Source organism: Herbiconiux sp. L3-i23, assembly GCF_023734115.1.
GTDB lineage: Bacteria > Actinomycetota > Actinomycetes > Actinomycetales > Microbacteriaceae > Naasia.
In genome coordinates this window covers 2,405,386-2,431,770 of the sequence record NZ_AP025737.1, presented here as the reverse complement: position 1 = coordinate 2,431,770, position 26,385 = coordinate 2,405,386, and the positions used below count along the sequence as shown (strand labels likewise).

The 26,385-nt window shown below is 69.4% G+C and carries 20 protein-coding genes and 1 riboswitch; of the genes, 17 read left to right on the top strand and 3 right to left on the bottom strand.

Translation table 11 applies throughout. The annotated features are described in order from the left end of the window. Positions 1–87 precede the first annotated feature (87 nt). The 10 genes from NGH83_RS11535 to gcvP all read left to right on the top strand — a co-directional run bounded on the left by NGH83_RS11535 (position 88) and on the right by gcvP (position 12,824). Positions 88–1,317, top strand: a complete 1,230-nt coding sequence (locus NGH83_RS11535; RefSeq protein WP_251856398.1) for an amidohydrolase family protein — start codon at positions 88–90, stop codon at positions 1,315–1,317. A gap of 69 nt (positions 1,318–1,386) precedes the next feature. Continuing rightward, a complete protein-coding gene (locus NGH83_RS11530) occupies positions 1,387–2,997 on the top strand; it encodes an ABC transporter substrate-binding protein (RefSeq protein WP_251856397.1) in 1,611 nt (536 codons plus the stop codon). Positions 2,998–3,025: 28 nt separating this feature from the next. Further along, positions 3,026–4,045: an ABC transporter permease gene (locus NGH83_RS11525; RefSeq protein ID WP_251856396.1), complete on the top strand. Its 1,020-nt coding sequence runs from the start codon at positions 3,026–3,028 to the stop codon at positions 4,043–4,045. After that, positions 4,042–4,839, top strand: coding sequence for an ABC transporter permease (locus NGH83_RS11520; RefSeq protein ID WP_251856395.1), 798 nt, complete (start codon positions 4,042–4,044; stop codon positions 4,837–4,839). Before NGH83_RS11525 ends, NGH83_RS11520 begins: the two co-directional genes overlap by 4 nt. After that, entirely contained in the window at positions 4,836–6,509 is a 1,674-nt protein-coding gene (locus NGH83_RS11515) for an ABC transporter ATP-binding protein (protein ID WP_251856394.1), read from the top strand. Before NGH83_RS11520 ends, NGH83_RS11515 begins: the two co-directional genes overlap by 4 nt. Before the next feature lie 70 nt (positions 6,510–6,579). Continuing rightward, positions 6,580–7,338 carry a GntR family transcriptional regulator gene (locus NGH83_RS11510; protein WP_251856393.1) on the top strand — a complete coding sequence of 253 codons (759 nt, stop codon included), beginning with the start codon at positions 6,580–6,582 and terminating at the stop codon, positions 7,336–7,338. Positions 7,339–7,389: 51 nt separating this feature from the next. Further along, positions 7,390–7,998: a copper resistance CopC family protein gene (locus NGH83_RS11505; RefSeq protein WP_251856392.1), complete on the top strand. Its 609-nt coding sequence runs from the start codon at positions 7,390–7,392 to the stop codon at positions 7,996–7,998. 94 nt (positions 7,999–8,092) lie between these two features. Further along, positions 8,093–8,197, top strand: a riboswitch (glycine riboswitch). Positions 8,198–8,371: 174 nt separating this feature from the next. After that, the gene (gcvT, locus tag NGH83_RS11500) at positions 8,372–9,532 is read left to right on the top strand and encodes a glycine cleavage system aminomethyltransferase GcvT (RefSeq protein ID WP_251856391.1); all 1,161 of its coding nucleotides are present in this window, start codon (positions 8,372–8,374) and stop codon (positions 9,530–9,532) included. Beyond that, complete coding sequence (gcvH, locus tag NGH83_RS11495) at positions 9,529–9,903, top strand: glycine cleavage system protein GcvH (protein WP_251856390.1); 375 nt, start codon at positions 9,529–9,531, stop codon at positions 9,901–9,903. The genes gcvT and gcvH overlap by 4 nt, the downstream gene beginning before the upstream one ends. Positions 9,904–10,001: 98 nt before the next feature. Continuing rightward, positions 10,002–12,824: an aminomethyl-transferring glycine dehydrogenase gene (gene gcvP / locus NGH83_RS11490; RefSeq protein WP_251858518.1), complete on the top strand. Its 2,823-nt coding sequence runs from the start codon at positions 10,002–10,004 to the stop codon at positions 12,822–12,824. 254 nt (positions 12,825–13,078) lie between these two features. Here the strand turns inward: gcvP and NGH83_RS11485 are convergent, their stop codons facing one another. Both NGH83_RS11485 and NGH83_RS11480 read right to left on the bottom strand, forming a co-directional pair. Beyond that, positions 13,079–13,768 (bottom strand): CPBP family intramembrane glutamic endopeptidase, encoded by a 690-nt coding sequence (locus tag NGH83_RS11485; protein ID WP_251856389.1) that lies wholly within the window; start codon positions 13,766–13,768, stop codon positions 13,079–13,081. Between the two features lie 200 nt (positions 13,769–13,968). Beyond that, positions 13,969–14,349 carry a thiol-disulfide oxidoreductase DCC family protein gene (locus NGH83_RS11480; RefSeq protein ID WP_251856388.1) on the bottom strand — a complete coding sequence of 127 codons (381 nt, stop codon included), beginning with the start codon at positions 14,347–14,349 and terminating at the stop codon, positions 13,969–13,971. A gap of 184 nt (positions 14,350–14,533) precedes the next feature. On the opposite strand from NGH83_RS11480, the gene NGH83_RS11475 reads away from it, so the two are divergent. From NGH83_RS11475 to NGH83_RS11445, 7 genes are all read left to right on the top strand, one after another. Then, a complete protein-coding gene (locus NGH83_RS11475) occupies positions 14,534–16,192 on the top strand; it encodes an ABC transporter substrate-binding protein (protein WP_251856387.1) in 1,659 nt (552 codons plus the stop codon). A 131-nt stretch (positions 16,193–16,323) separates the two neighbouring features. After that, positions 16,324–17,253: an ABC transporter permease gene (locus NGH83_RS11470; protein WP_251856386.1), complete on the top strand. Its 930-nt coding sequence runs from the start codon at positions 16,324–16,326 to the stop codon at positions 17,251–17,253. Then, the gene (locus tag NGH83_RS11465) at positions 17,243–18,214 is read left to right on the top strand and encodes an ABC transporter permease (protein WP_251856385.1); all 972 of its coding nucleotides are present in this window, start codon (positions 17,243–17,245) and stop codon (positions 18,212–18,214) included. The genes NGH83_RS11470 and NGH83_RS11465 overlap by 11 nt, the downstream gene beginning before the upstream one ends. After that, positions 18,211–19,971 carry an ABC transporter ATP-binding protein gene (locus tag NGH83_RS11460; RefSeq protein WP_251856384.1) on the top strand — a complete coding sequence of 587 codons (1,761 nt, stop codon included), beginning with the start codon at positions 18,211–18,213 and terminating at the stop codon, positions 19,969–19,971. The genes NGH83_RS11465 and NGH83_RS11460 overlap by 4 nt, the downstream gene beginning before the upstream one ends. 360 nt (positions 19,972–20,331) lie before the next feature. Further along, complete coding sequence (typA, locus tag NGH83_RS11455) at positions 20,332–22,239, top strand: translational GTPase TypA (protein ID WP_251856383.1); 1,908 nt, start codon at positions 20,332–20,334, stop codon at positions 22,237–22,239. Positions 22,240–22,468: 229 nt separating this feature from the next. Further along, positions 22,469–22,945 (top strand): hypothetical protein, encoded by a 477-nt coding sequence (locus NGH83_RS11450; RefSeq protein WP_251856382.1) that lies wholly within the window; start codon positions 22,469–22,471, stop codon positions 22,943–22,945. 177 nt (positions 22,946–23,122) lie between these two features. Further along, complete coding sequence (locus NGH83_RS11445) at positions 23,123–23,551, top strand: hypothetical protein (protein ID WP_251856381.1); 429 nt, start codon at positions 23,123–23,125, stop codon at positions 23,549–23,551. Between the two features lie 3 nt (positions 23,552–23,554). Here the strand turns inward: NGH83_RS11445 and NGH83_RS11440 are convergent, their stop codons facing one another. Further along, a complete protein-coding gene (locus NGH83_RS11440) occupies positions 23,555–26,374 on the bottom strand; it encodes an FAD-binding and (Fe-S)-binding domain-containing protein (protein WP_251856380.1) in 2,820 nt (939 codons plus the stop codon). Positions 26,375–26,385 lie beyond the last annotated feature (11 nt).

Below are 26,385 nucleotides of genomic sequence, written 5' to 3'. Positions count from 1 at the left end.
CGTTCGCGAGGTCGTTACGGTCGAGACTCGATCGTGACTCCGCCGGCGACGCTGCCCTCACGAACCTCGAGCCTCGAAAGGCAGCCAATGGCCCCCGTCCCGTCCACCTCGGATGCCCACGTCCACGAGATCCGCGGCATCGCGATCTGGGACGGAGGCGCCGACCGCGGCACCGCCGCGATCCGCTGGAACGGCGACGAGATCCTCTCCGTCGACACCGCCGAGGCCGACCAGGCGCTCGAGGGCTATTCGATCATCCCGGGCCTCATCGACACTCACACCCACCTCGGCGCCTACGCTGGGCACCGCAAGGCCGACTTCTCGGCGTGGCCGCTGATCACCCCGCCCGAGGAGCGCTCGCTGCACGTCGCGGCCAACGCCCGCAAGGCGGCCGCCGCCGGCATCACCACCGTCCGCGACCTGGCGGGCGACGAGATCCAGCTCGCGGTGAGCCGCGCGTTCGACGAGGGGGTTCTGCAGGGGCCGCGCGTTCTCGTGCACGGACAGGTCGGCATGACCGCGGGACACGGCGACCTCTTCATCCCGCCGCACTACAAGCACCGCGGTCCGACGGCGGACAGCCCCGACGAGTGCCGCAAGCTCGTGCGCCACTGGGCTCGTGAGGGGGCCCACGGCATCAAGATCTACACCAGCGGCGGCGTGCTCTCGATGGGCGACAAGGTGGGGTGGCGCAACCAGACCCTCGCCGAGATCCGCACCACCATCGACGAGGCGCACGCGCTCGGGATGCCGGTCGCCGCGCACACCCACTCCACCGAGGGCGTGCAGATCGCTCTCGACGAGGGCGTCGACTCGATCGAGCACGGCACCGGCATCATGCCCTCGCAGTGGGAGGCGCTGCTCGCGGGCAACATCCCCGTCGCGCCGACGCTGATGATCAACGACGCCATCGCGGAAGGGCGCGTGCCCGTCTCCGCCGAAGCGCAGGAGAAGGCCAAGGCCGTCGTCGCCGAACGCGACGCCGAGTTCACCGCCGCGGGGGAGGCCGGGGTGCGCTTCGTCCTCGGCACCGACGCGAACGGCGCCATGGTCAAGTTCGGCGACCAGCACGAAGAGGTGCGCATGATGGCCGAGAAGTTCCGGTGGAGCGCCGACCGCGCGCTGCGCTCCGCGACGTCCGACGCCGCCGACGTGGTCGGGCTCGGTTCGAAGGTCGGCACCCTCGCCGCCGGGTACGGGGCCGACTTCATCGTCATCAAGGGGCGCCCCTGGAACGACATCGGCGACCTCCGACTCGAGAACATCGTCGCCGTCGTGTCCCGCGGCGTCGTGGTCTCCGGCCGACTGCCGGAGTAGCAGCACCCCACGCACCACCTCGCAGCACCTCTTCTGCAACCCCTGCACGATTCTTCGAAAGGAATCACAGTGAGCTCATCTCGAATGCGCTGGGCGCTCGCGCCGATCGCGGCGGTCGGCGTCATCTCGATGCTGGCCGCCTGCGCGAGCGGCGACAGCGGCGACACCGCAGACTCCGGCGACATGACGTCGGCCCGCGACACCCTGATCTTCGCGATCAAGGAGGACCCGACCTGCATCGACCCGCAGCAGTCGACCATCACCACCTCGCTCAACATCGGCCGTCAGGTCGTCGACTCGCTCGTCGACCAGGACCCCGAGACCGGTGAGATCGTGCCGTGGCTCGCGACCGAGTTCACCTCGAGCGACGACCTCACCTCCTACACCTTCACGCTCCGCGACGACGTCACCTTCAGCGACGACACCGCGCTCACCCCCGAGGTCGTCAAGGCGAACTTCGACGCGCTCTTCGCGCTCAGCAGCACCGCGTCGCTCGCGTCGCAGTACCTCGCCGGCTACGAGAGCACCGAGGTCGTCGACGACTCGACCGTGACGGTCAACTTCAGCGCTCCGAACGTGCAGTTCCTGCAGGGCGCATCGACGATGACGCTCGGCCTCGTCTCCGAGGCGAGCACCGCCGCCAGCGCCGAAGAGCGCTGCACCGTCGGCGTCATCGGATCGGGTCCGTTCGTCTTCGACTCGTACACGCCGAACGACTCGGTGGTCATCACCAAGCGCGCCGGCTACGACTTCGCTTCCGAGCTGCGCGGCCACCAGGGCGAGGCGCTCGTCGACACGATCGAGTTCCCGATCATCACCGAGAACGGCAACCGCACCGGCGGTCTCGAGTCCGGCGAGTACGACATTATCCAGGATCTCCCGTACGCCGACGAGGCTCGCTTCGACACCGACGACTTCCGTCTCTACTCGAAGGCCAACACCGGCGTGCCGACCGGCCTGATCCCGAACATCGACCACAGCCCGGTCGTCGCCGACGAGGCGGTGCGCAAGGCGCTCATCCTCGGCACCGACCGCGACGAGATCAAGGAGCTCACCGCGGCCGCCGCGGCGAACCCCGCGACCAGCGCGCTCACCAGCTCCACGACCGGCTTCGTCAGCCAGGAGGACGCCCTCGCCTACGACCCCGACGCCGCCGAAGAGCTGCTCGAGGACGCCGGCTGGACCCTCGGCAGCGACGGAGTCCGCGAGAAGGACGGCCAGAAGCTGACCTTCACCGTCACCGCCTTCTACGCGCAGGACGTCCTCGAGGTCGCCCAGATGCAGCTGAAGGACATCGGCGTCGACATGCAGATCAACATCACCGACGCGGGCGGCTTCTTCGGCGCCATCGCCTCGGGCGACTACGACTTCCTGTCGGCGGGCCTCACCCGCACCGACCCCGATGCGCTGCGCACCCTGTTCTCGCAGGCCGCGAAGTCGAAGTGGGCCATCATCGACGACGCCGAACTCGAGGCGCTGCTCACCGAGCAGGCGTCCACGAGCGACGTCGACGCTCGCATGGAGCTCATCGCCGAGGCGCAGGCCCTGATCATCGAGAACGCGGACTTCGTGCCGCTCGTCGAGACGATCCAGCTGCACGCGTCGGGCGCCTCGATCGAGGGCATCACCTTCGACTCGGCGTCGCGCATCAACCTCTACGACGTGCGCGCCACGTCCTAGTCGGCGACGTTCGGGAGCAGGGAGAGCAGTGAGAAGACCGTTCACCGGGTGGAGGAGTGCGCTCGCATTCCTCGCCCCCAAGGTGTTCCAGTTCGCGTTCGTGATCTGGGCCACCTACACGGTGACCTTCCTGCTGCTCAACCTGCTCCCGGGCGACCCCCTCATCGCCGCCCTCTCCGTGAAGGGCGGCGACGCCACCCCCACCGACCCCGAGGCGCTGCGCGAACTCCGCGCGAAGTACGGCCTCGACGGGTCGCTCTGGGAGCGGTACGCCGTGAACGGTCTCGCCGCGCTGCGCGGTGATCTCGGCGTCTCGATCGCGACCGGGCAGGACGTCGGCGACATGATCGGCCGGGCGCTGCCCAACACGGCGGTCGTCGCGCTGCTCGCCCTTGCGCTCGGCGTCGTCGTCTCGATCGTCATCACCTACTTCGCGTACGTCGCGAAGTGGAAGTGGGTCCGCAACACCCTCCTGCAGATCCCGCCGTTCGGTGTGGCCGTGCCCGCGTTCTTCAGCGGACTCGTGCTCGTCAGCGTCTTCGCCTACGGCCTCGGCATCCTGCCCTCCTCCGGCAGCCGCAATCCGTTGAGCGTCGTCCTTCCGGCCGTCACCCTGTCGCTGCCGGTCGGCGCCATCTTCTTCCAGGTCTTCTCGGCCGCCGTCCTCGAGGCACGCGCCAGCTCCTACGTCTTCACCGCCGTCGCGAAGGGACTCTCGGAGCGGGTCGTCTTCCTGCGCCACGTCTTCCGCAACGCGCTGCTGCCCTCGGTCACGATCCTCGGTCTGCTGATCGGCTACCTGGCGGGCGGCACCGCCGTCGTCGAGAGCGTCTTCTCGCGAGACGGCATCGGCCGCCTCGTCGTCGACGCGGTCCTCGCGCGCGACGCGAACGTCGTGCTCGGAGTCGTCATCGTCGTCTCGGTCGTCTACTCGGTCGTGAACCTGCTCGTCGACCTCTCCTACGGCCTCATCGACCCGCGCACCCGCCCGAAGGCCGCTCGCCGGGCCGTGCAGGACGCCCGCGACAAGGCGGTGGTCGAGGCGTGAGACTGCTCCGTCAGCCGGGGTTCCTGATCTCGGCCCTCATCGTGCTCATCGCGCTGGTCGCCGTGTTCTTCCCGCACCTGTTCGCCTCGCAGGACCCGTTCGAAGGCACCGCGCGCGACAAGCTGCAGGCGCCGTCGGGCGCGCACTGGTTCGGCACCGACAACCTCGGCCGCGACCTCTACTCCCGCGTCGTGCACGGCGCCTTCCTCTCGCTCGCCACCGCCGGCCTCGCCGTGCTCGTCGGAGTCGTGGCCGGTGCCGTCGTCGGATTGCTGTCGGGCTTCATCGGCGGGCGCCTCGACTTCGTGCTCATGCGCATCGTCGACGTCCTCATCGCCGTGCCGAGCGTGCTGCTCGCGCTCATCGTCGTCGCGGGTCTCGGGTTCGGGCCGGTACCCGTTGCGCTCGGTGTCGGCCTCGGCGCCGCCGGATCCTTCGCCCGCGTCACCCGGGCGCAGGTCGTCCGCGTCCGGGGCGAGGAGTACGTCGAAGCCGCCCGCACTCTCGGCGTCCGCTGGCCCGCGATCCTCGTGCGACACGTCTTCCCGAACTCCGCCCGGCCCGTGATCGCTCTCGCCGCACTCGAGATCGGTACCGCGATCCTCGCCGTCTCGGCCCTCAGCTTCCTCGGCTTCGGTGCCCCGCCGCCCGCGCCCGAGTGGGGCGCGCTGGTCTCGGCCGGGCGCGACTTCCTGGCGACCGGATGGTGGCTCAGCGTGCTGCCCGGTGCGGTCATCCTCGTCGTGGTGCTCGCCGTCAACCGCCTGGCTCGGGCGATCGGAGGAGAACGATGAGCAACGCTCTGCTGCAGGTGCGCGACCTCCGCGTCCAGTACGAGACCGGGGCGACCACGAATCTCGCCGTTCGGGGCGTCGACTTCGACGTGCCCGCCGGCTCGGTGGTCGCCATCGTCGGCGAATCGGGCTCGGGGAAGAGCACCATCTCGCAGTCGCTCATCCGTCAGGTGGCCGAGGGGGGCCGCATAGTGGGAGGCTCCGTCGTCTTCGACGGACGCGACCTGGTGCAGCTGCCCGAGAGCGCGCTGCGCAAGATCCGCGGCGCCCAGATCGGCTTCGTGCCGCAAGACCCGAGCAGCTCGCTCAATCCGCTCGTGCGGGTGGGGGAGCAGATCGCCGAAGCGCTGCGTCTGCACAAGGGCATGAAGCGCGCCGCCGCGGCGAAACGGGCGGTCGAGATCCTCGACGAGGTCGGCATCCCCGACGCCGAGATCCGCGCGGGACAGTACCCGCACGAGCTGTCGGGCGGCATGCGTCAGCGCGTGCTCATCGGCATCGCGTGGTCGTGCGAGCCCCGCCTCGTCATCGCGGACGAACCCACGAGCGCGCTCGACGTGACCGTTCAGCGTCACGTCCTCGACCGGCTCGAGGGACTCGCCCGCGAGCACGGCACCTCGGTGCTGCTCGTCACTCACGACCTCGCCGTCGCGGCGGATCGCGCGGACCGCATCCTGGTGATGCAGCGGGGCGAGATCGTCGAGCAGGGCACCGTCGCCGAGGTCCTCGGAAATCCGCAGCACGCGTACACCCGCGAGCTGGTCGCCGCGGCTCCCGGACTGACGAGCGGACGCCTGCAGCCGCAGGACGTCACCGTGCACGATCCGGCCGCCCGGCGGGCGCTGACCCTCGCGTTCACCGAACGCGACGACTCGGGCAAGCCCGCCGACATCCTCGTCATCGAGAACCTCGCCAAGACCTTCTCGGTGCGCGGCGGACTCGGCTCGAAGAACGCGATCGCCGCCGTCGACGACGTGTCGTTCCGCGTGCGCCGCGGGTCGACCTTCTCGATCGTGGGGGAATCGGGTTCCGGCAAGACCACGACCGCCCGGATCGCGGCCCGCATCGTCGACGCCGACGCCGGCACCATCCGCTTCGACGGAGACGACATCACGACGCTGCGCGGCGAAGGCCTGCGTCAGCTGCGCCGAAAGATCCAGGTCGTCTACCAGAACCCGTTCGGCTCGCTCGACCCGATGATGACGGTGGAACGCATCGTCGCCGAGCCGCTCGCGGCCTTCCGCATCGGCTCGCGCGCGGAGCGCAGCGAGACGGTGCGCGCGGTGCTCGACGCCGTGCGTCTCGCACCCGAGCTCGCCGGTCGCCGCCCCCGCCAGCTCTCGGGCGGTCAGCGGCAGCGCGTCGCCATCGCGCGCGCCCTCACCCTTGGGCCCGAACTGCTCGTGCTCGACGAGCCGGTCTCGGCGCTCGATGTGTCGGTGCAGGAGCAGATCCTGCAGCTGCTCGTCGACCTGCAGAAGGAGTTCGCGCTCAGCTACCTCTTCATCTCGCACGACCTCGGCGTCATCCGGCAGATCTCCGACGACATCGCCGTCATGCGCTTCGGCAGGCTCGTCGAGTCGGGCACCGCCGCCGAGGTGATGGCGAGCCCCCGCGAGGAATACACGCGAGAGCTTCTCGCGGCGATCCCCGGATCCCGCGCCGTCTGATGCGCCGCTCGGAGTCGCAGGCGAGAGGATCTGGTGAGCGCGGCTCCATCCGTGCTTCGATGAGCGCACGATGACGATCCAGAGCGACATCCGCGGCGCACGGCGCGAGGACGACAGGGTGCGGGGCGGTGTGCTCCGGTACGCGCGCGAAGCCGCTATGACGGCGAGTCCGCTGCCCGGCGAGGTCGAACTGGCCCGCCGCCTCGACGCGACACGGCAACAGGTGCGCAACGCCCTCGCCGCGCTTGAGAACCAGGGAATCGTGAAGCGACGCCAAGGCGCGGCGACCACGGTCGACCTCGTCGCCCTTCGCATGAACGTGCGCCTCGAAGAGCAGCTCGAGCATTCGGAGCTGCTCGAACGACTCGGCTATGAGGCGGCCGTCGAGGTGCTCGACGTGAGACGCGTCCCGGCCGGGGACGGCGCCGCTGCACTCCTCACCGAGACCGGCGGCGAACCGGTGCGCATCGTGAAGCGCTGGAGCGCCGACGGGCGGCCGGCGATGGTCGCCGAGGACACCGTCGCCGTGCCCGACGGGTGGGACGGCGACATCGGTTCGGCGGGATCGGTGTTCGCGCTCGTCGAAAGGGTCTGGGGCGAACCGATCGTGTGGGAGGTCGCCACCCCCGGCGTGATCGTGCTCGACGAGCAGAGGGCCGAGCAGATGGGCCTGCCCGTGGGCGCGCCCGCACTGACCTTCGACATCCTCGGCATGACCGTCGGCGGGCGCCGCGCGTTCCACGCCATCGAGGTGCACAATCCCGACATCGTGAGCTATTCGCTGCTGCGCACCGTCCGGCCGCCGTGGAGCTCCACGTCGGGCATCTGACGGTCTCGCCCGTCCGCTCCCCGTAGGCTTTCGGGGGACGGAAGGGGCACCATGCAGGCCACGACACGACGAGCGGGAGTGCTCGGGGTCCTGTCGGGCGGCGCCCTCGCGGTGCTGCTCGCGCTCGCCCCCGCGGGAGCGGCGTCGGCGCACGACAGCCTCGAGTCCGCGACGCCGGCGGATGGGGAGACCGTCGTCGAGCTCTCGTCCGTCGAGCTGTCGTACAGCGGCACCCTGCTGAGCATCGGCGAGGACCAGCGCTCCGCCGCCATCCAGGTCACGCGCGATGGCCGCTACTTCGAGGCCGGATGCCCGACCCTGGTCGACAACACGGCGAGCGTCGACGTGGCGCTCGGCGAGGCGGGGCAGTACGAGGTCGTCTGGCAGGTCGTCTCCTCCGACGGCCACACGATCTCCGACAGCTACGAGTTCACCTACGACCCGCTCGACGGCACCGATGTCGCCGAGGGTGCCGACGCCCCCGCCTGCGGTGAGGCCTCCTCCGACACGGATGGACCGAGCGACGACGCGATCCTGATCGGCGCGGCCGTCGGCATCGGCGCGCTCGCCGTCGTCGGCGTCGTGCTCGCGATCGTCTTCGGACGCCGCCGCGGCGACTTCGGCCGCCCCGCAGCGGACAACGACTCCGACACGAAGTAGTCGGTGCCGCGTGCGCCACCTGAAAAATCGTGGGGACGTCACCCGGGCGAAACATCGGTCGCGCTAGGCTGACCGGACAATCGAACATCGGCCGCTACGCGATGCGGGAGAGCCGGGCACCATCCGTGGTGCAGCACGCCGGCACCGAAGGAGCAAGCTCCCCGCCAATCTCTCAGGTCAGCAGTACCGCATCGACAAGGCCACTCTGAAAAGTGGGTCGGCGAGGGTCATACCGCGCCAGAGGCCCCGCCCACGGTGAAAGCCCGACGGACACGTCCTCTTCGAGGGCGGCGCCCTCGGCGCGAAACTCTCAGGCACCATGACAGAGGGGGAGTTCCGCCACCGCCGCCCTATGCGACTGGAGAACTCCGCGATGACCGACACCCTTCCCACCCAGCGACAGAGCCCGCTGCACGACGCCCACGTCGCCGCGGGCGCGACCTTCACCGACTTCGCCGGCTGGCAGATGCCCGTGCGCTATTCGGGCGACCTCGCCGAGCACGCCGCCGTCCGCACCGCCGCCGGATTGTTCGACCTGTCGCACATGGGCGAGATCTTCGTGCTCGGGCCCGCTGCCGCCGACGCGCTCGACGCCGCGCTCAGCGGTCGGATGTCGGCGCTCACCGTCGGGCAGGCGAAGTACACGCTGCTGCTCGACGACGACGGGGGAGTGATCGACGACCTGATCGTGTACCGCACCGGAGACGACCGCTACCTGGTCGTCGCGAACGCCTCGAACCGCGAGGTCGTCGCCGAGGTCCTCCGCGACCGCGCCGAGGGGTACGACGCGCTGGTCGAGGACGAGAGCGACGATGTCGCCCTCATCGCGATCCAGGGACCCAAGTCGAAGGAGATCCTGCAGAACGTCGAAGGGCTCACCGGTGAGGAGCAGGACATCGACGACGCGCTGGGCGCTCTGCGCTACTACCGCGCGCTCAACGCCGTGTACGCGGGCCTGCCGATCCTCATCACCCGCACCGGCTACACCGGCGAGGACGGCTTCGAGCTGTTCGTCGCGCCCGACGCGGCGCGCTCGCTGTGGGATGCGCTGCTCGAGACGGGCGCCGGTGCCGGGCTCGTGCCCGCCGGTCTCGCCTGCCGCGACACTTTGCGACTCGAGGCGGGCATGCCGCTTTACGGTCACGAACTCGGCGTCGACATCCTCCCCGCCCAGGCAGGCCTCGCGCGCGCGGTCGTCACCGACGGGCACGACTTCGTCGGTCGCGACGCCGTCCTCCGCGGCGACGCCCCTGAGCCGGACTCGCTGCTCGCCGGTCGCGTGCTCGTCGGCCTCGCCTCCGAGGGCAAGCGCGCGGGACGCGCCGGATACGACGTCCTGAACGGCGACGGCGCCGTCGTCGGCCGCGTCACCAGCGGTGCGCTGTCTCCGACCCTCGGTCACCCCATCGCCATGGCGTTCGTCGACCCCGCGGTCGCCGAGACCGGCACGAGCCTCGGCATCGACGTGCGCGGCACGCGCATCGACGCCACCGTCGTCCCCCTTCCCTTCTACAAGCGAGAGAGCAACACATGACCCGCGAGAGCGAACTGAAGTACACGTCCGAGCACGAGTGGGTCGAGGCGGCAGACGGCGTCGCCACCGTCGGCATCACCGGCTACGCGGCAGGACAGCTCGGCGACGTCGTCTACGTCGACCTCCCCGCTGCGGGCACCGCGGTCGAGGCCGGAGCGGTGATCGGCGAAATCGAGTCCACCAAGTCGGTCGGTGAGCTCTACGCGCCGGTCAGCGGCACGATCGCCGCCGTCAACGACGCCGTGGAAGCCTCGCCCGAGCTCGTCAACTCCGACCCGCTGGGCGACGGCTGGCTCGTCCGCATCGAATACTCCGACCTGCCCGCCCTGCTCGAGCTCGCCGAGTACCAGGCGCTCACCTCGGAGTCGTGAGCGTGACGGACACCCTCTCCATCCCGTCCGTCGCCACCGTCGCGGGCGGCGCGTTCACCCGCCGCCACATCGGCACCGGAGCCGACGCGCAGGGCGTCATGCTCGACTCGGTCGGCTACCCGAGCGTCGATGCGCTCATGGACGCGGCCGTGCCCGCCGGCATCCGTGTCGACCGGTCGCTCGTGTCATCCATCCCCGACGCCGCCACCGAAGCCGAGGCGCTGCGCGAGCTGCGGATGCTCGCCGGCCGCAACACCGTGCGCCGCTCGATGATCGGCCTCGGCTACTACGGCACGCTGACCCCGGCCGTCATCAAGCGCAACGTGCTCGAGAACCCCAGCTGGTACACCGCGTACACGCCGTACCAGCCCGAGATCTCGCAGGGGCGCCTCGAAGCGCTCATCAATTTCCAGACCATGGTCGCCGACCTGACCGGCCTCGCGACCGCCAATGCGTCGATGCTCGACGAGGCCACCGCTGTGGTCGAAGGAATGCTTCTCGCGCGCCGGGCGTCGAAGTCGAAGTCTCCGCGGTTCGTCGTCGACGCGGATGTGTTCCCGCAGACGCTCGCGCTGCTGCGGCACCGTGCCGAGGCCGTCGGAATCGAGATCGTCGAAGCGGCGCTCGCCGGCGGAGCAGCGGTCGACGGCGAGTACTTCGGACTGTTCGTGCAGTATCCGGGCGCCTCCGGGCGGCTGTGGAACCCCGCCGTGACCATCGCGGCAGCGAAGGAGGCCGGCGCCGTCGCGGTCGTCGCCGCCGACCTGCTCGCCCTCACCCTCGTGACCTCGCCCGGCGAGCTCGGCGCGGATGTCGCCGTCGGCACGTCGCAGCGCTTCGGGGTGCCGATGGGCTTCGGAGGACCGCACGCCGGATACATGGCGGTGCGCGCCGGCCTCGAACGCCAGCTTCCCGGTCGCCTCGTCGGAGTCAGCCAGGACGCTGCCGGTCAGCCCGCCTACCGCCTGTCGTTGCAGGCGCGCGAGCAGCACATCCGTCGCGAAAAGGCCACGAGCAACATCTGCACGGCGCAGGTGCTGCTCGCCGTGATGGCCGGCATGTACGCCGTCTACCACGGCCCCGGTGGCCTCACCCACATCGCCCGCACGGTGCACGACCGCGCGTTCGCCGCGGCGAAGTCGCTGCGCTCCGCCGGCGTCGAAGTGGTCGAAGGCGACTTCTTCGACACCTTCCTCGTGCGCGTCCCCGATGCCGACGTGGTGCTCGAGCGGGCCCGCGAGCGCGGCACCCTGCTCCGCCGTGTCGACGACACCACCGTGGGCGTCAGCTTCGACGAGGTCACCGCGGGCGAGGTCTCGCTCGGCGCGGTGTCGCTGCTCGAGATCTTCGCCCCCGACGTCGACGTGATCGAGAACGTCTCCGCGTACGGCGAGCTGCCCGCGGATCTCGTGCGCACCAGCCGCTTCCTCACGCATCCGGTGTTCAACACCCACCATTCCGAGACATCCATGATGCGGTACCTGCGCTACCTCGCGAGCCTCGACTACGCACTCGACCGCGGCATGATCCCGCTCGGCTCGTGCACCATGAAGCTCAACGCGGCCGCTGAGATGGAGGCCGTCACCTGGCCCGAGTTCGCCGGCCTGCACCCGTTCGCTCCCGCCGAGGACGTCCGCGGCTACCTCGACCTCATCGGCCAGCTCGAGGGGTGGTTGGCCGAGGTCACCGGCTACGACTCGGTCTCGCTGCAGCCCAACGCCGGCAGCCAAGGCGAACTCGCGGGGCTCCTCGCCATCCGCGGCTACCACCGGTCGCGCGGCGACTTCGAGCGGGTCGTCTGCCTCATCCCGTCGAGCGCGCACGGCACGAACGCCGCCTCCGCGGTGCTCGCGGGGATGAAGGTCGTCGTCGTCGCGTGCGACAGCCTCGGCAACGTCGACCTCGACGACCTCCGCGCGAAGATCGAGGAGCACGCCGCCACGCTCGCGGCGCTCATGATCACCTACCCGTCGACGCACGGCGTGTACGAGCACGAGGTCCAGGCCATCACCGACGCCGTCCACGAGGCCGGCGGCCAGGTCTACGTCGACGGTGCGAACCTCAACGCCCTTCTCGGGTACGCGCGGTTCGGTGACTTCGGCGGCGACGTCTCGCACCTCAACCTGCACAAGACCTTCTGCATCCCGCACGGCGGAGGCGGACCCGGCGTCGGCCCGGTCGCCGCGAAGGCGCACCTCGCGCCCTTCCTGCCAGGGCACCCGTTCTCGCAGCGCGGGGGTGCCGAGTTCGCCGGGGGTCCGGTGTCGGCCGCGCCGTTCGGGTCGCCGTCGATCCTGCCGATCAGTTGGGCCTACGTCCGGATGATGGGGGCCGACGGCCTGCGCGACGCGACCGGTGCCGCGGTGCTCGCCGCGAACTACATCGCGGCGAGGCTCGCCGACCACTTCCCGGTGCTGTACAAGGGCGACGACGGACTCGTGGCCCACGAGTGCATCCTGGACCTGCGGCCGCTGACCGCGGCGACCGGGGTGAGCGTCGACGACGTCGCGAAGCGGCTCATCGACTACGGATTCCATGCGCCGACCATGTCGTTCCCGGTGCCCGGCACCCTCATGGTCGAGCCGACCGAGAGCGAGGACCTCGCCGAGATCGACCGGTTCGTCGACGCGATGATCGCGATCAAGGCCGAAGCCGACCGGGTCGGGTCGGGGGAGTGGGATGTCGACGACAACCCGCTGCGCGGCGCCCCGCACACGGCTCAGGCCATCGCGGTCGCCGACTGGCCGCACGCCTACTCGCGGGAGGACGCGGTCTACCCGTTCGCCGGCGCGAGCGTGGACCCGGCGACCACGACGGCGCGCATTCGCGGCAAGTACTGGCCGCCTGTGCGTCGCATCGACCAGGCGTACGGCGATCGCAACCTGGTCTGCGCGTGCCCGCCCCCGGAGGCCTTCGCCTGACGCATCGCTCGAGGTGCCCAGTTCTGCGGGTCGCAGGGCGCGAGCCCCCGCAGAACTGGGCACCTCGGTCGGATCGCGCGCGGACGCTCGCATGTTGCGTGTGGTGGTGTCGGCGTGTCGACCTGGGAGTTCGCCGGGTCTCGCAGGGCTGACCAAATTCAGGAGATTCCAACGCCGAAGGCCTGCATCGGGCCCGAATCGGCCTCCTCGGAGCAAAATCTCCTGCATTCGGTCAGCGACCGTGGTTCAGAAGGTCAGGCGGTGCCGAAAAGGTCCGGGAACCAGGCCACCGCGAGCGGAAGGCCGAGGAACGACACGACGTCGAGGATCAAGTGGGCGACCACGAGAGGAGCGGTGCGCCCCCACTTCACATACACCCAGCCGAATACGACGCCCATGATCGCGTTGCCGATGAACCCGCCGAAGCCTTGGTACAGGTGGTAGCTGCCGCGGAGCAGAGCACTCGCGATGATGATCGGCCAGGTGCCCCAGCCGATCTCGCGCAGCCGGGTGAAGAGGTAGCCGACGACGGTGAGCTCCTCGCTGAGCGCCGCCCGCAACGCGGACAGCACGAGGACCGGGATCGTCCACCAGTAGGCGTCGAGCCCTGACGTGTTGATGCCGACGTTGATGTCGAGCGCGCGGGCGCCGAGGTAGAGCCCGATTCCCGGGATCCCGATGATCGCGGCCAGCGCCAGCCCCGAGACGGCGTCGCGACCCGGCCGGGTGAAGTCAAAGCCGATGCGGCGGAAGGCCGAGCGTCCGGGCAGCCACAGCAGGTAGATGACGAGGGCGACCGGCACCAGGTCGAAAAAGATCGACAGCAGCTGGTAGACGAGGTCGAAGACGGGCCGGTCGCTGAGGCTCTGATTGAGCGTCGCCGTCTGCGAGCCGAGCGACTCCTCGCGGGTCAGCCGGTTGACTATGGCGACGAGGGAATACACGGCCGAGGCGCCAAGCGATAGTCCGAGGACGATCGCGATCTCCCACCAGATTCGGCGTCGGTCGCGAGTGCGTTCCGGCGTCGAGGGCCCGCCGGAACGTGCGCTCTCGCCCGGAACGCCCGACGCGGGCGGTGAGACCGCACGTTCCGGGCTTGCGTTCCCGCCGAAACGTGCGTTCATGCCCGCAATATCCGATCTCGTCAGCGGCGGGAGGCGGGGGTGCCGCCCGGCAAAATGTTGCGCAGACGCGCGACGACGGCGTAGGCGCCGTCCGCGAGCCATGACAGCGGCGGGATCTGCAGCAGCCAGCCCGCGAACCGGAGGCTCGCGTCGGGCTGGTGTCGCAGCAACGCGGACACTGCTCCTGCGCCGCCGAAATGCTTGCCTGGAGTGATCAGCCAGACCCGCTCACGGGCCTCGGCGTCACTCAGTCCGTACCCCGAAAGATCCGCGGACTGGAAGGGGACGGCGGGCGGCATGACGGGCAGGACCTTCTCGAGCCAGTCGACGCACGAGGAGCAGAAACTGCACTCGCCATCGAAGACCAGCACGGTGTCCCGCACAGCAGCGCGTCCGGCCACGATCCCGCCCTCCTCGGCAACTTTGTTGCGTTCACGCAAGCAATCCCAGAATTGATTTCCAGGTTGTAACGATATCGCCAACGATTTGGGCTCGCTGTGTACCCCACCTAGGGTATCTCTATCCGGCGCCAGGGTGCCCTAGGGGATCGTGGCGTCTTCTGTCTGCACACAGGAGGAATTAAGAGTGAAACTCAGCAAGCTGAGCCTCGGGGGCCTCGCCCTCGTCACGGCCGGCGCCCTGACTCTCGCGGGTTGCGCGAGCGGCGACGGCGGCGACAGCAGCGGCGGCAGCGGAGACACGAGCGCGATCATCACCGCGAACGGCTCCGAGCCCGAGAACCCGCTGATCCCGACCGGCACCACCGAGGTCGGCGGCGGCAAGATCCTCGACTCGATCTTCGCGGGTCTCGTCAGCTACGGCGCCGATGGCAGCCCCGAGAACGACATGGCCGCGTCCATCGAGACCGAGGACTCGCAGACCTTCACCATCACGGTCGAAGAGGGCCACGAGTTCACCAACGGCGAGCCCGTCGACGCCGACTCGTTCATCAACGCCTGGAAGGACGGCGCCCTGCTCAGCAATGAGCGCCTCAACTCCTACTTCTTCGAAGACATCCAGGGCTTCAGCTACGACGAGGACGCCGACCTCACCGGCCTCCAGAAGGTGGATGACTACACCTTCACCGTCGCCCTCAACGAGCCGCGCTCGGACTTCCCGCTGCGTCTCGGCTACTCGGCGTTCTACCCGCTGCCCGACTCGGCGTTCGACGCCGACGGCCGCGTGACCGACGAGTTCGGCGAGAACCCGGTCGGCAACGGCCCGTACATGCTCGACGGCGACGACGCGTGGCAGCACGACGTCCAGATCGACCTCGTCACCAACCCCGACTACGACGGCCCCCGTGCGCCGCAGAACGGCGGTCTCACGATCGTCTTCTACGCCACTCAGGACGCCGCCTACGCCGACCTGCTCGCGGGCAACCTCGACGTGCTCGACGCCATCCCCGACTCGAACTTCGCGACGTTCGAGGACGACCTCGGTGACCGTGCCATCAACCAGCCGGCCGCCGTGTTCCAGTCGTTCACGATCCCGAGCGACACGACCGAGTTCGCGAACCCGGCTGCGTTCTCGCACTGGATCGGCGAAGAGGGCCAGCTGCGTCGCCAGGCGCTGAGCATGGCGATCGACCGCCAGCAGATCACCGACGTGATCTTCGACGGCACCCGCACCCCGGCCAGCGACTTCACCTCGCCGACCATCGACGGCTGGAGCGACAGCCTCGAGGGTGCCGAGGTCCTGGAGTACAACCCCGAGCGCGCGGTCGAGCTGTGGGCCGAGGCCGACGCCATCTCGCCGTTCGAGGGTTCGTTCCAGATCTCGTACAACGCCGACGGCGGCCACCAGGGCTGGGTCGACGCGGTCGCGAACAGTGTCTCGAACACGCTCGGCATTCAGGCCTCGGGCAACCCGATCCCCACGTTCGCCGAGGCGCGCACGCAGATCACCGGCAAGACCACCGAGACCGCCTTCCGCACCGGATGGCAGGCCGACTACCCGGGTCTGTACAACTTCCTCGGGCCGCTATACGCGACCAACGCGTCCTCGAACGACGGCGACTACTCGTCGGCCGAGTTCGACTCGCTGCTCAGCGAGGGAGCCGCGACGGCTGACGCCGACGAGGCGAACGCCCTGTTCCAGCAGGCGCAGGAAGTCCTCCTGAAGGACCTCCCCGCCATCCCGCTGTGGTACTCGAACGTGACCGGTGGATACAGCGAAGGCGTGTCCAACGTCGAGTTCGACTGGCACTCGGTTCCGCTCTACTACGAGATCACCAAGGGCTGATCCGACAGAGCACAACCGCCAAGTGTGGGGCGGCAGCACTGCTGCCGCCCCACACCCATGGGCGGACTCCCTTCGATTACGGAGTATTTTCTTTACCCATGTCGCTTCTCACAACGAATCGCGGCTGAGCGGTGGCGTACTACATCCTGCGCCGCCTGCTACAGGCCATCCCCGTGCTCATCGGCACGACGTTCCTCATCTACTTCATGGTGTTCGCCATGCCGGGCAACCCGCTGCTGGGTCTGTTCGGCGACCGGACGCCGAACCCGGCGCTGCTGGCACGACTCGAAGAGCAGTACAAGCTCAACGAGCCGTTCATCATCCAGTACCTCAACTACCTCGGCAACGTCCTGACCGGCAACTTCGGCATCTCGTTCTCGGGCCAGTCGGTCAACGACATCCTCGCGCGCACCTTCCCGGTGACGCTGAAGCTCGCGCTCATGGCGATCTTCATCGAGATGGTCGTCGCTCTCACGGTCGGCCTCATCAGCGGCCTGCGCAAGGGCGGCATCTTCGACGCGAGCGCGCTGGTCGTCAGCCTGCTGCTGATCTCGGTGCCGATCTTCGTGCTCTGCTTCATCGGCCAGTTCTTCTTCGCCGTGCAGCTCGGATGGTTCAGCCCCACCGTCGGCGCCGACACTTCGGTGCAACGACTGCTGCTGCCCGCGATCGTGCTGGCGCTGTTCGTCGTTGCGACGGCGATCCGTCTGACCCGTGCCTCGGTGATCGAGACCGCGAACGCCGACTTCGTGCGCACCGCCTACAGCAAGGGCCTCTCGCGCCGCCGCGTCGTTCCGGTGCACATCCTGCGCAACTCGCTCATCCCCGTGACCACGCAGCTCGGCGCGGACTTCGGTCTGCTCATCGTCGGCGCGACCGTCACCGAGGGCATCTTCAACGTTCCCGGCGTGGGCAACACGCTCTATCAGGCGGTCATCCGAGGGGAGCGGCCGACGGTCGTGTCCTTCGTGACGGTCATGGTGCTGCTGTACCTGGTCGTCAACATCCTGATTGACCTGCTCTACGCCGTACTCGACCCGAGGATCCGCTATGTCAAGTGAGACTCCAGGGGCAGGCACACCGACCCGCTCCGCCAACCACTACGTCGCGCCAGTCGATGAGACGCCGATCGCCTCGGTCGACGCCGTCAATCTCGACGAGAAGCCCAGCAACCTCTGGATCGACGCCTGGCGCGACCTGCGCCGCCGCGCGATGTTCTGGATCTCGGGCGCGCTGATCCTGCTCATCGTCACCGTCGCGCTGTTCCCCGGCCTGTTCACCCAGACCAACCCGCGCGCGTGCGACCTGGCGAACAGCCTCGCGGGTCCCGGCCCGGGCGCGCCGCTCGGCTACACCAAGCAGGGCTGCGACATCTTCTCGCGCATCATTGACGGCACCTCGACCTCGTTGTCGGTGGGCCTCATCGTGATCCTGCTGACCACCATCACGGGCATCGTGTTCTGCGCGCTGTCCGGCTTCTTCGGCGGGTTCATCGACACGGTCCTGATGCGCGCGGGCGACATCTTCTTCTCGATCCCCTACATCCTCGCCGCCGTCGTCATCATGTCGGTGTTCTCGGACAACCGCACCATCGTGGTGATCGCGCTGGCGATCGGTGTCTTCGCGTGGCCCACCACGGCGCGCGTGCTGCGCTCCGAGGTGCTGCGGGTGAAGAACGCCGACTTCGTGATGGCCGCCACCGCGACCGGACTGTCGCGGCTCGGCATCCTGTTCAAGCACGTGCTGCCGAACTCGATCGCGCCCGTCATCGTCGTCACGACGCTGTCGCTCGGCGCGGCGATCACCGCGGAAGCAACCCTGTCGTTCCTCGGTGTCGGTCTGCCGCCGCAGGACTTCATGTCGTGGGGCAACGAGATCAGCCAGGCGCAGCGCGACCTGCGCACCGACCCGCAGACGCTCATCTACCCGTCGATCGCTCTGACCCTCACCGTGCTGAGCTTCATCCTGCTCGGCGAGGCGCTGCGCGACGCGCTCGACCCGAAGGCGAGGGCCCTCCGATGAGCGGCACTGCATCCACTCCCGCGTCGGCGTCGGCGTCCGCGTCGAAGCATCTGCTCGAGGTCAAGGGCCTCGAGGTCGGGTTCCGCACCCAGGGCGGCGTCGTCAAGGCGCTCAATGGGGTCGACTTCACGATCGACGCCGGCGAGACCGTCGCGATCGTGGGGGAGTCCGGTTCGGGCAAGTCGACGACCGCCGCGGCGATCATCAACCTGCTGCCCGGCTCCGGCCACGTCAGCGCGGGCGAGATCCTCTTCGACGGCGTCGACCTGACGAAGGCCTCGCGCCGTGAGCTCGAGGAGATCCGCGGCAAGCGCATCGGCTACGTGCCCCAGGACCCGATGTCGAACCTGAACCCGGTGTGGAGCGTCGGCTTCCAGGTCGAGGAGACGATCAAGGCGAACGGTCTCGCGAAGGGCCGCCGCGCTGTTCGGGCGAAGGCCATCGAGGTGCTCGAGAACGCGGGTCTGCCGGATGCCGGCAAGCGGCTCCGCCAGTACCCGCACCAGTTCTCGGGTGGCATGCGTCAGCGCGTGCTCATCGGCATCGGCCTGTCGTCGAAGCCGCAGCTGCTGATCGCGGACGAGCCCACCTCGGCGCTCGACGTGACCGTGCAGCGGCGCATCCTCGACCACCTCGACACGCTCACCGAGACCGACGGCACCGCGCTGCTGTTCATCACGCACGACCTGGGTCTCGCCGCCGAGCGCGCCGAGAAGCTGATCGTCATGTACAAGGGCCGCATCGTCGAGGCGGGTCCGTCGCTCGAGATCCTGCAGAACCCGCTCCACCCGTACACCCAGCGACTGATCGCCGCGGCGCCGAGCCTCGCCTCCCGCCGCATCCAGTCGGCGTCGGCGACGCTCGGCCACATCGAGCACGCCGTCGACGCGTCGGCGCAGGGCCTCGACCTGATCGAGGCGGCCGAGACGCGCGTCGAGCACCTCGAGAAGCACGGGGAGGCCGCTCCGGCGATCTCCGTCGACGGGCTCACCAAGGTGTTCAAGATCCGCACCGGCGGTCTGAAGGCCGAGGACTTCACGGCGGTCGACGAGGTGACCTTCTCGGTCGCCAAGGGCACGACGACCGCGCTCGTCGGCGAGTCCGGATCGGGCAAGTCGACGGTCGCCAAGCTGCTGCTGGGGCTCGAGAAGGCGACGTCGGGGTCGATCTCGATCGACGGACGCCGCACCGAGAAGCTGCAGGGCAAGGAACTGATGGCGCTGCGCCGTTCGATGCAGCCCGTCTTCCAAGACCCGTACGGTTCGCTCGACCCGCTGTTCAACATCGGCAACACCATCGCCGAGCCGATGCGCGTGCACGGCGTCGGCGATCGGGGCTCCCGTCGCGATCGCGTGTTCGAGCTGCTCGACCAGGTTGCGCTGCCTCGCGTCCTCGCCGGTCGCTACCCGAACGAGCTGTCGGGCGGTCAGCGTCAGCGCGTCGCGATCGCGCGTGCTCTCGCCCTGAAGCCCGACATCGTGGTGCTCGACGAGGCGGTGTCGGCGCTCGACGTGCTGGTGCAGGCGCAGATCCTGAAGCTGCTCGCCGACCTCCAGGGCGAGCTCGACCTGACCTATCTCTTCATCACCCACGACCTCGCGGTCGTGCGCGTCATCGCCGACAACGTGGCGGTCATGCAGAAGGGGCGCATCGTCGAGCAGTCGACCACCGATGAGGTGTTCGACAACCCGAAGCAGCAGTACACGCGCGAACTCCTCGACGCGATTCCCGGCGCCGGCATCAAGCTCGGCGTCTGAGATCCGATACTGCGGGCTTAAACGCACGTTCCGGCGCACACATGTGCCCGGAACGTGCGTTCTCGCATCCTCTTCGGGATAGCAACGGCGCACCGCGGGGATCACGTTCCCGCACCCGTGAGACCTGATCGCGCGAGAACGTACGTTCCGGGCAGAGCGGCCCGCCGGAACGTGCGTTCCTGCCCGCAATATCGGATCGTGGGGGAGTGATCGCTCACAGCGTCGAGGGGACGCGCCGGTCTCGCCCGTCGCGGGCGCGGGCACGGTAGGATGTTGGGGTCGCGGCGTTCTGCCGCGCCTACTTTCCGGCCGTGACGACGTCGATTCCGGCCCACTCCCTCTTCTCAAGGATGTTTCTCCATGGCTATTGCCACGCGTAAGGATCTGCGCAACGTCGCCATCGTGGCCCACGTCGACCACGGCAAGACCACCCTGGTCGACGCCATGCTCAAGCAGACCAACTCGTTCGACGCCCACTTCGAGGGCGAAGACCGGATGATGGACTCGAACGAGCTGGAGCGTGAGAAGGGCATCACGATCCTCGCCAAGAACACGGCGATCCTCTACAACGGCGAGCACGCCACCGACGGCCCCATCACCATCAACGTCATCGACACCCCCGGCCACGCCGACTTCGGCGGCGAGGTCGAGCGCGGCCTGTCGATGGTCGACGGCGTCGTCCTGCTCGTCGACGCGTCCGAGGGTCCGCTGCCGCAGACCCGCTTCGTGCTGCGCAAGGCGCTCGAGGCGAAGCTCCCCGTCATCCTGCTGGTCAACAAGACCGACCGCCCCGACGCCCGCATCGACGAGGTCGTCGCCGAGAGCCAGGACCTGCTCCTCGGCCTCGCGAGCGACATGGCCGACGAGCACCCCGACCTCGACCTTGACGCGATCCTCGACGTTCCCGTCGTCTACGCCTCGGGCCGCAACGGCGCCGCGAGCCAGAACAAGCCCGAGAACGGCGAGCTCCCCGACAACGGCGACCTCGAGCCGCTGTTCGCCGCCATCCTCGAGCACGTCCCCGCGCCGACCTACGACGACGAGCACCCCCTGCAGGCGCACGTCACCAACCTCGACTCGTCGCCGTTCCTCGGCCGTCTCGCCCTGCTGCGCATCTTCCACGGCCGCATCAAGAAGGGCCAGCAGGTCGCGTGGGTGAAGCACGACGGCTCCGTCGCGAACGTCCGCCTCACCGAGCTGATGCTCACCAAGGCGCTCACCCGCTACCCGGTCGACTCGGCCGGTCCCGGTGACATCGTCGCGATCGCGGGCATTCCCGAGATCACCATCGGCGAGACGATCGCCGACCCCGAGGACGTGCGTCCGCTGCCGACCATCACGGTCGACGACCCGGCCATCTCGATGACGATCGGCACGAACACCTCGCCGCTCATCGGCAAGGTCAAGGGCCACAAGCTCACCGCTCGCATGGTCAAGGACCGTCTCGACCGCGAGCTCATCGGCAACGTCTCCATCAAGCTGGTCGACATCGGTCGCCCCGACGCGTGGGAGGTGCAGGGTCGCGGCGAGCTCGCGCTCGCCATCCTCGTCGAGCAGATGCGTCGTGAGGGCTACGAGCTGACCGTCGGCAAGCCGCAGGTCGTCACCAAGCACATCGACGGCAAGCTGCACGAGCCGTACGAGCACCTCACGATCGACGCCCCCGAGGAGTTCCTCGGCGCGATCACCCAGCTGCTCGCCGCACGCAAGGGTCGCATGGACGGCATGAGCAACCACGGCACCGGGTGGGTGCGGATGGAGTTCATCGTCCCGTCGCGCGGCCTCATCGGGTTCCGCACCGAGTTCCTCACCATCACCCGCGGCACCGGTATCGCGAACGCGATCTCGCACGGCTACGAGCCGTGGGCCGGCGAGATCACGACCCGTGTCAACGGGTCGATCGTCGCCGACCGTGCCGGAGTCGTCACCCCGTTCGCGATCGTGAACCTGCAGGAGCGCATGTCGTTCTTCGTGGAGCCGACGCAGGAGGTCTACGAGGGCATGGTCATCGGCGAGAACTCGCGCGCCGACGACATGGACGTGAACATCACGAAGGAGAAGCAGCTGACGAACATGCGTTCGTCGACCGCCGACTCGTTCGAGAAGATGACGCCGTCGCGACGGCTGACGCTCGAGGAGAGCCTCGAGTTCGCCCGCGACGACGAGTGCGTCGAGGTGACCCCCGAGTTCGTGCGCATCCGGAAGGTCGAACTCGACCAGACCGCCCGTGCCCGCGCGACGTCGCGTCTCAAGAAGCAGAACGCGTAGCGTCCGCAGAAGTCTCTGAAGTCGGAACCGACCGGCTCGCCAGCATGCCGTCCACCGAAAGGTGGGCGGCATGTCTGCGTCTCAGCCGAAGAAGGGCCTGCTTCTCGCGTAGATGTCGTTCGCGAACGCGATGGTGCTCGTCGATCAGACCGCGGTGCCGCTCATACGTCGACCGGCTGCCCGGTGAGGGTCCGCACGGCGCAGAGGTCCGTCGACTACCCTCGTGGCCATGAGCACCCTCGCGCTGTCCCGGGTCCGCATCCGTCGTTCTGTCGCCGCCGGCGCGGTGGCGCTGGCTCTCACCGGCGCGCTCGCCGGATGCTCGGGGACCCCGCTCGACAACATCGTCGGCGGCGCGGTCGATCGGGCCATCGAGGAGGCGGTCGGCGGTGATGTCGACATCTCGACCGACGGTCAGGTGCCCGACGGATTTCCTGAATCGATCCCGCTCGTTGACGGAACCGTCGTCGGCGGCGCCGCGGGTGGCGGCGCCGGGTGGACCGTGGTGATCCAGCCCGACAGCGTCGACCGCTTCGCCGAGGCGCAGACGGCTCTCGAGGGTGCCGGCTTCACCGCCAACGCGTCGAACGCCGACGCCGATAGCGCCTTCGGGTCGTTCACCGGCACCAACTACAACCTGCAGCTGACCTTCTCGACCGATGCCGAGGGCGTCGTGACGGCGGTCTACGTCGTCACCCCTGCGTAGGCCCGCGGGTTCGACACAGCGCCGCTGCGAGAACGCACGTTCCGGGCTTGTGCGCCCGCCGGAACGTGCGTCTGTGCCCGCAATATCGGATTCTGCGGGTGCGTTGCGGCAGCAATGGCCCGCCGGAACGTGCGCGCTCGCCCGGAACGCCCGACCGGCGGGCGGTACAGTTATGCGGTGTCGGAGCAGACGGACAGCCCGCGCGTCGGCGTCGGATCGCGCATCCTCGAAGGGGGTGCCGCGCTGCTGCTCGGGCTCGTCGTCGGGGTCATCGGAACCTTCGGCCACCAGCTGACGTTCACCGAATTCGGCTTCCCGCTGCCGATCGGGCTCGTCGCCGGGCTCGCGGCCGTCATCTGTCTGCTCGGCGGCATCCGACTCGCCTTCGAGTCGCGCTGGTATTCGGGGCTCGCAGCGCTCGGCGTCGTCGTCGCCATCGGCGTCTTCGCCCTGCCGAGCGCCAACGGGTCGGTCGTCCTGCCCGACAACCCGGCGGGCATCGTCTGGACGATCGGGCCGACCCTCGTCGCCGCGGTGGTGCTCGCCTGGCCGGACTTCAGTGCTCGCCCGGCGCCCCGCCCGCCCGTGCGCAACGATCGCGGCTGACGCTCAGCCGACCTTCGCCGCGCGCCCTGCTCCTCCCGCGGACCGCTGCGGGTCGAGGAGCTCGGCGAGGTGCATCGGGCTGCGCCCACCGAGTTGCGACGCCTGCGTTCGGCACGAGAGTCCGTCGGCAAGAACGATTGTCGTGGTCGGCGCGGCCCGCAGCGCCGGAAGCAGCGCATTCTCGGCGACCGCGACCGACGTCTCGTAGTGGCCCTTCTCCATGCCGAAGTTGCCGGCGAGGCCGCAGCAGCCCGAGATGACGTCGAGTTCGGCGCCGAGCCCGCGCAGCAGCGCGGCGTCGGTGTCGAAGCCCATGACGGAGTGCTGGTGGCAGTGCGGCTGCGCCAGCACGTCGACGCCGGTGAGGTCGGGGCCCTCCCAGTCGTCGGTCGCCGTCAGCAGCTCGGCGAGGGTCGTGGCGGCAGCGGCGACGACCGGTGCGCGGGGGTCGTCGGGGAGCAGTTCGAGGAGGTCACCGCGGAGCACCGCTGTGCAGGAGGGCTCGAGCCCGACGATCGGGATGCCGTCCGCCGCGGCGGGGTAGAACAGGTCGAGCAGGTCGGAGAGTCGGCGCTTGGCCCCGTCGAGCTGTCCTGTGGTGATCCAGGTCAGGCCGCAGCACGCGGACGAGGACGGGACACCCACCCGGAAGCCTGCGCCTTCGAGGACGCGGACGGCCGCGTGCCCGATCTCGGGTGAGAAGTTGTCGGAGAAGGTGTCGGCCCAGAGCAGCACCCGCTTCGTCCCTGTCGCCGCCCCGCCGGCGCGACGCCGGTGCGCGGAGGAGAACCGCTTCGTCGCGAACCGGGGGATGCTCCGCCGCGAGTCCATGCCGCCCGCCCGCAGAACGAGCCGCTCGAGCGGGCGGATCGACAGCAGCGCGTTGAGCGGCCGTGAGAATGACGTGGCGAGCCGAGCCCATCGGGGCATCCAGCCGAGCGTGTAGTGCGAGATCGGCCGCAGCTTGCCGCGGAACCGACGGTGCAGCACCTCGGACTTCATCGCCGCCATGTCGACGCCCGCCGGGCAGTCGTTCGAGCAGGCCTTGCACGAGAGGCAGAGGTCGAGCGACTCGGCGAGCTCGGGGGAGTCCCAGCCGCCGATGAAACTGCCGTTGATCACCTCCTGCAGCACCCGAGCGCGGCCGCGGGTGGAGTCCTTCTCGTCCTTCGTCGCCTGGTAGGAGGGGCACATGAACCCGCCGGCCGAGGATGTGTCGGCTCGGCAGCGTCCCACTCCGACGCAGCGGTGCGCCGCCATCGTGAGGTCGCCGGCGTCGTGCGCGAACGCGAAACCGAGAGCGACGGGCACCGGCCCCGCCGCCGGGCGACGCAGCGACGCGGTCAGCGGCTCCGGGTCGACGACGACGCCGGGGTTCAGCAGGTCGTCGGGGTCGAACTCGTGCTTCACCGCGGCCATCAGCGCGAGGGCGTCGGGGGAGTACATGTACGGCAGCAGTTCGCTGCGCGCGCGGCCGTCGCCGTGCTCGCCCGACAGGGAGCCGCCGTGCCGGGTGATCAGTCGTGCGGCGTCGTGCATGAACTCGCCGAGCACGCGCCCATCGTGCTCGAGCGGGATGTCGAGACGCACGTGGATGCAGCCGTCGCCGAAGTGCCCATAGGGCATGCCCTCCATGCCGTACGACGCGACCAGCTCGTCGAACTCTCGCAGGTAGTCGCCGAGGTTCTCCGGCGGCACGGCGGCGTCTTCGACCCCCGGCCACGCCTGCCGTCCGGTCGAGGTGCGGCCGGCGAGACCGACCCCGTCGGCGCGCGCCCGCCAGAGCGCACGGGCGGCGGCGCCGTCGACCACGCGGGAGTCGAGTGCGCCGGCGTCGCGGACCAGCGCCGCGGCGTCGGCCCGGGCGTCGACCCCGTCCATCTCGACGAAGAGCCAGCCGCCGCCGCGGGGGAGTTCGGGCACCGCGCTCGGTCCCCGCAGCGCGCGAACAGCGTCGACGAGCCGGGAGTCCATGCCCTCGAGGGCGAGGGGCCGGTGGGGGAGAAGGCGCTGTACCGCGCCCGCGGCGGCGATCATGTCCGAGTATCCGAGCACGACGAGGATCGGGGCGACGGGCAGAGGAACGAGGCTCACCGTGGCCCGGGTCGTGATGCCCCACGTGCCCTCGGTGCCGACGAACGCCTTGGCGAGGTCGCGGCCGTTCTCGGGCAGGAGGTGTTCGAGCGAGTACCCCGAGACCTGGCGCGAGAATCCGCCGAACTCGGTGCGCAGGGTCGCGAGGTTCGATCGCACGAGCGATTCGAGCGACGAGTCGAGCAGTCCGGCGCCCGCGGTGCGCAGTCGACCGCGTCCGTCGACGAGATCGATCGAGCGGACGTTGTCGGCCGTGCGCCCGAAGCGCAGGGTTCGGGGGCCGCACGCGTTGTTGCCGATCATGCCGCCGATGGTGCACCGGTCAGCGGTCGAGGGGTCGGGTCCGAAGCGCAGCCCAAGGCCGGCAGCGGCGCGCTGCAGATCGCTCTGCACGACTCCCGGGTCGACGACGGCGGTCGCCGACTCGGCGTCGACGGAGTGGATCGCCGTCATGTGTCGCGAGAAGTCGAGCACCAGACCACGTCCGACCGCGTTGCCGGCGACCGATGTGCCGCCGCCGCGCGGCGTGACGGGGACGCCGGTGCGGTGGGCGATGTCGACGAGTTCGGCGACTTCGTCGGCGTGCCTCGGGAAGACGACGGCGGTGGGGATCAGCCGGTAGTTGGAGGCGTCGCTCGAGTACTCGGCGAGCCGACGACGAGAGGCGTCGAACTCGATTCCGCGGGCGGCCAGCTGGGCCAGGGCGTCGGTACCCGACTCGACTAACATGCTACTTTGCG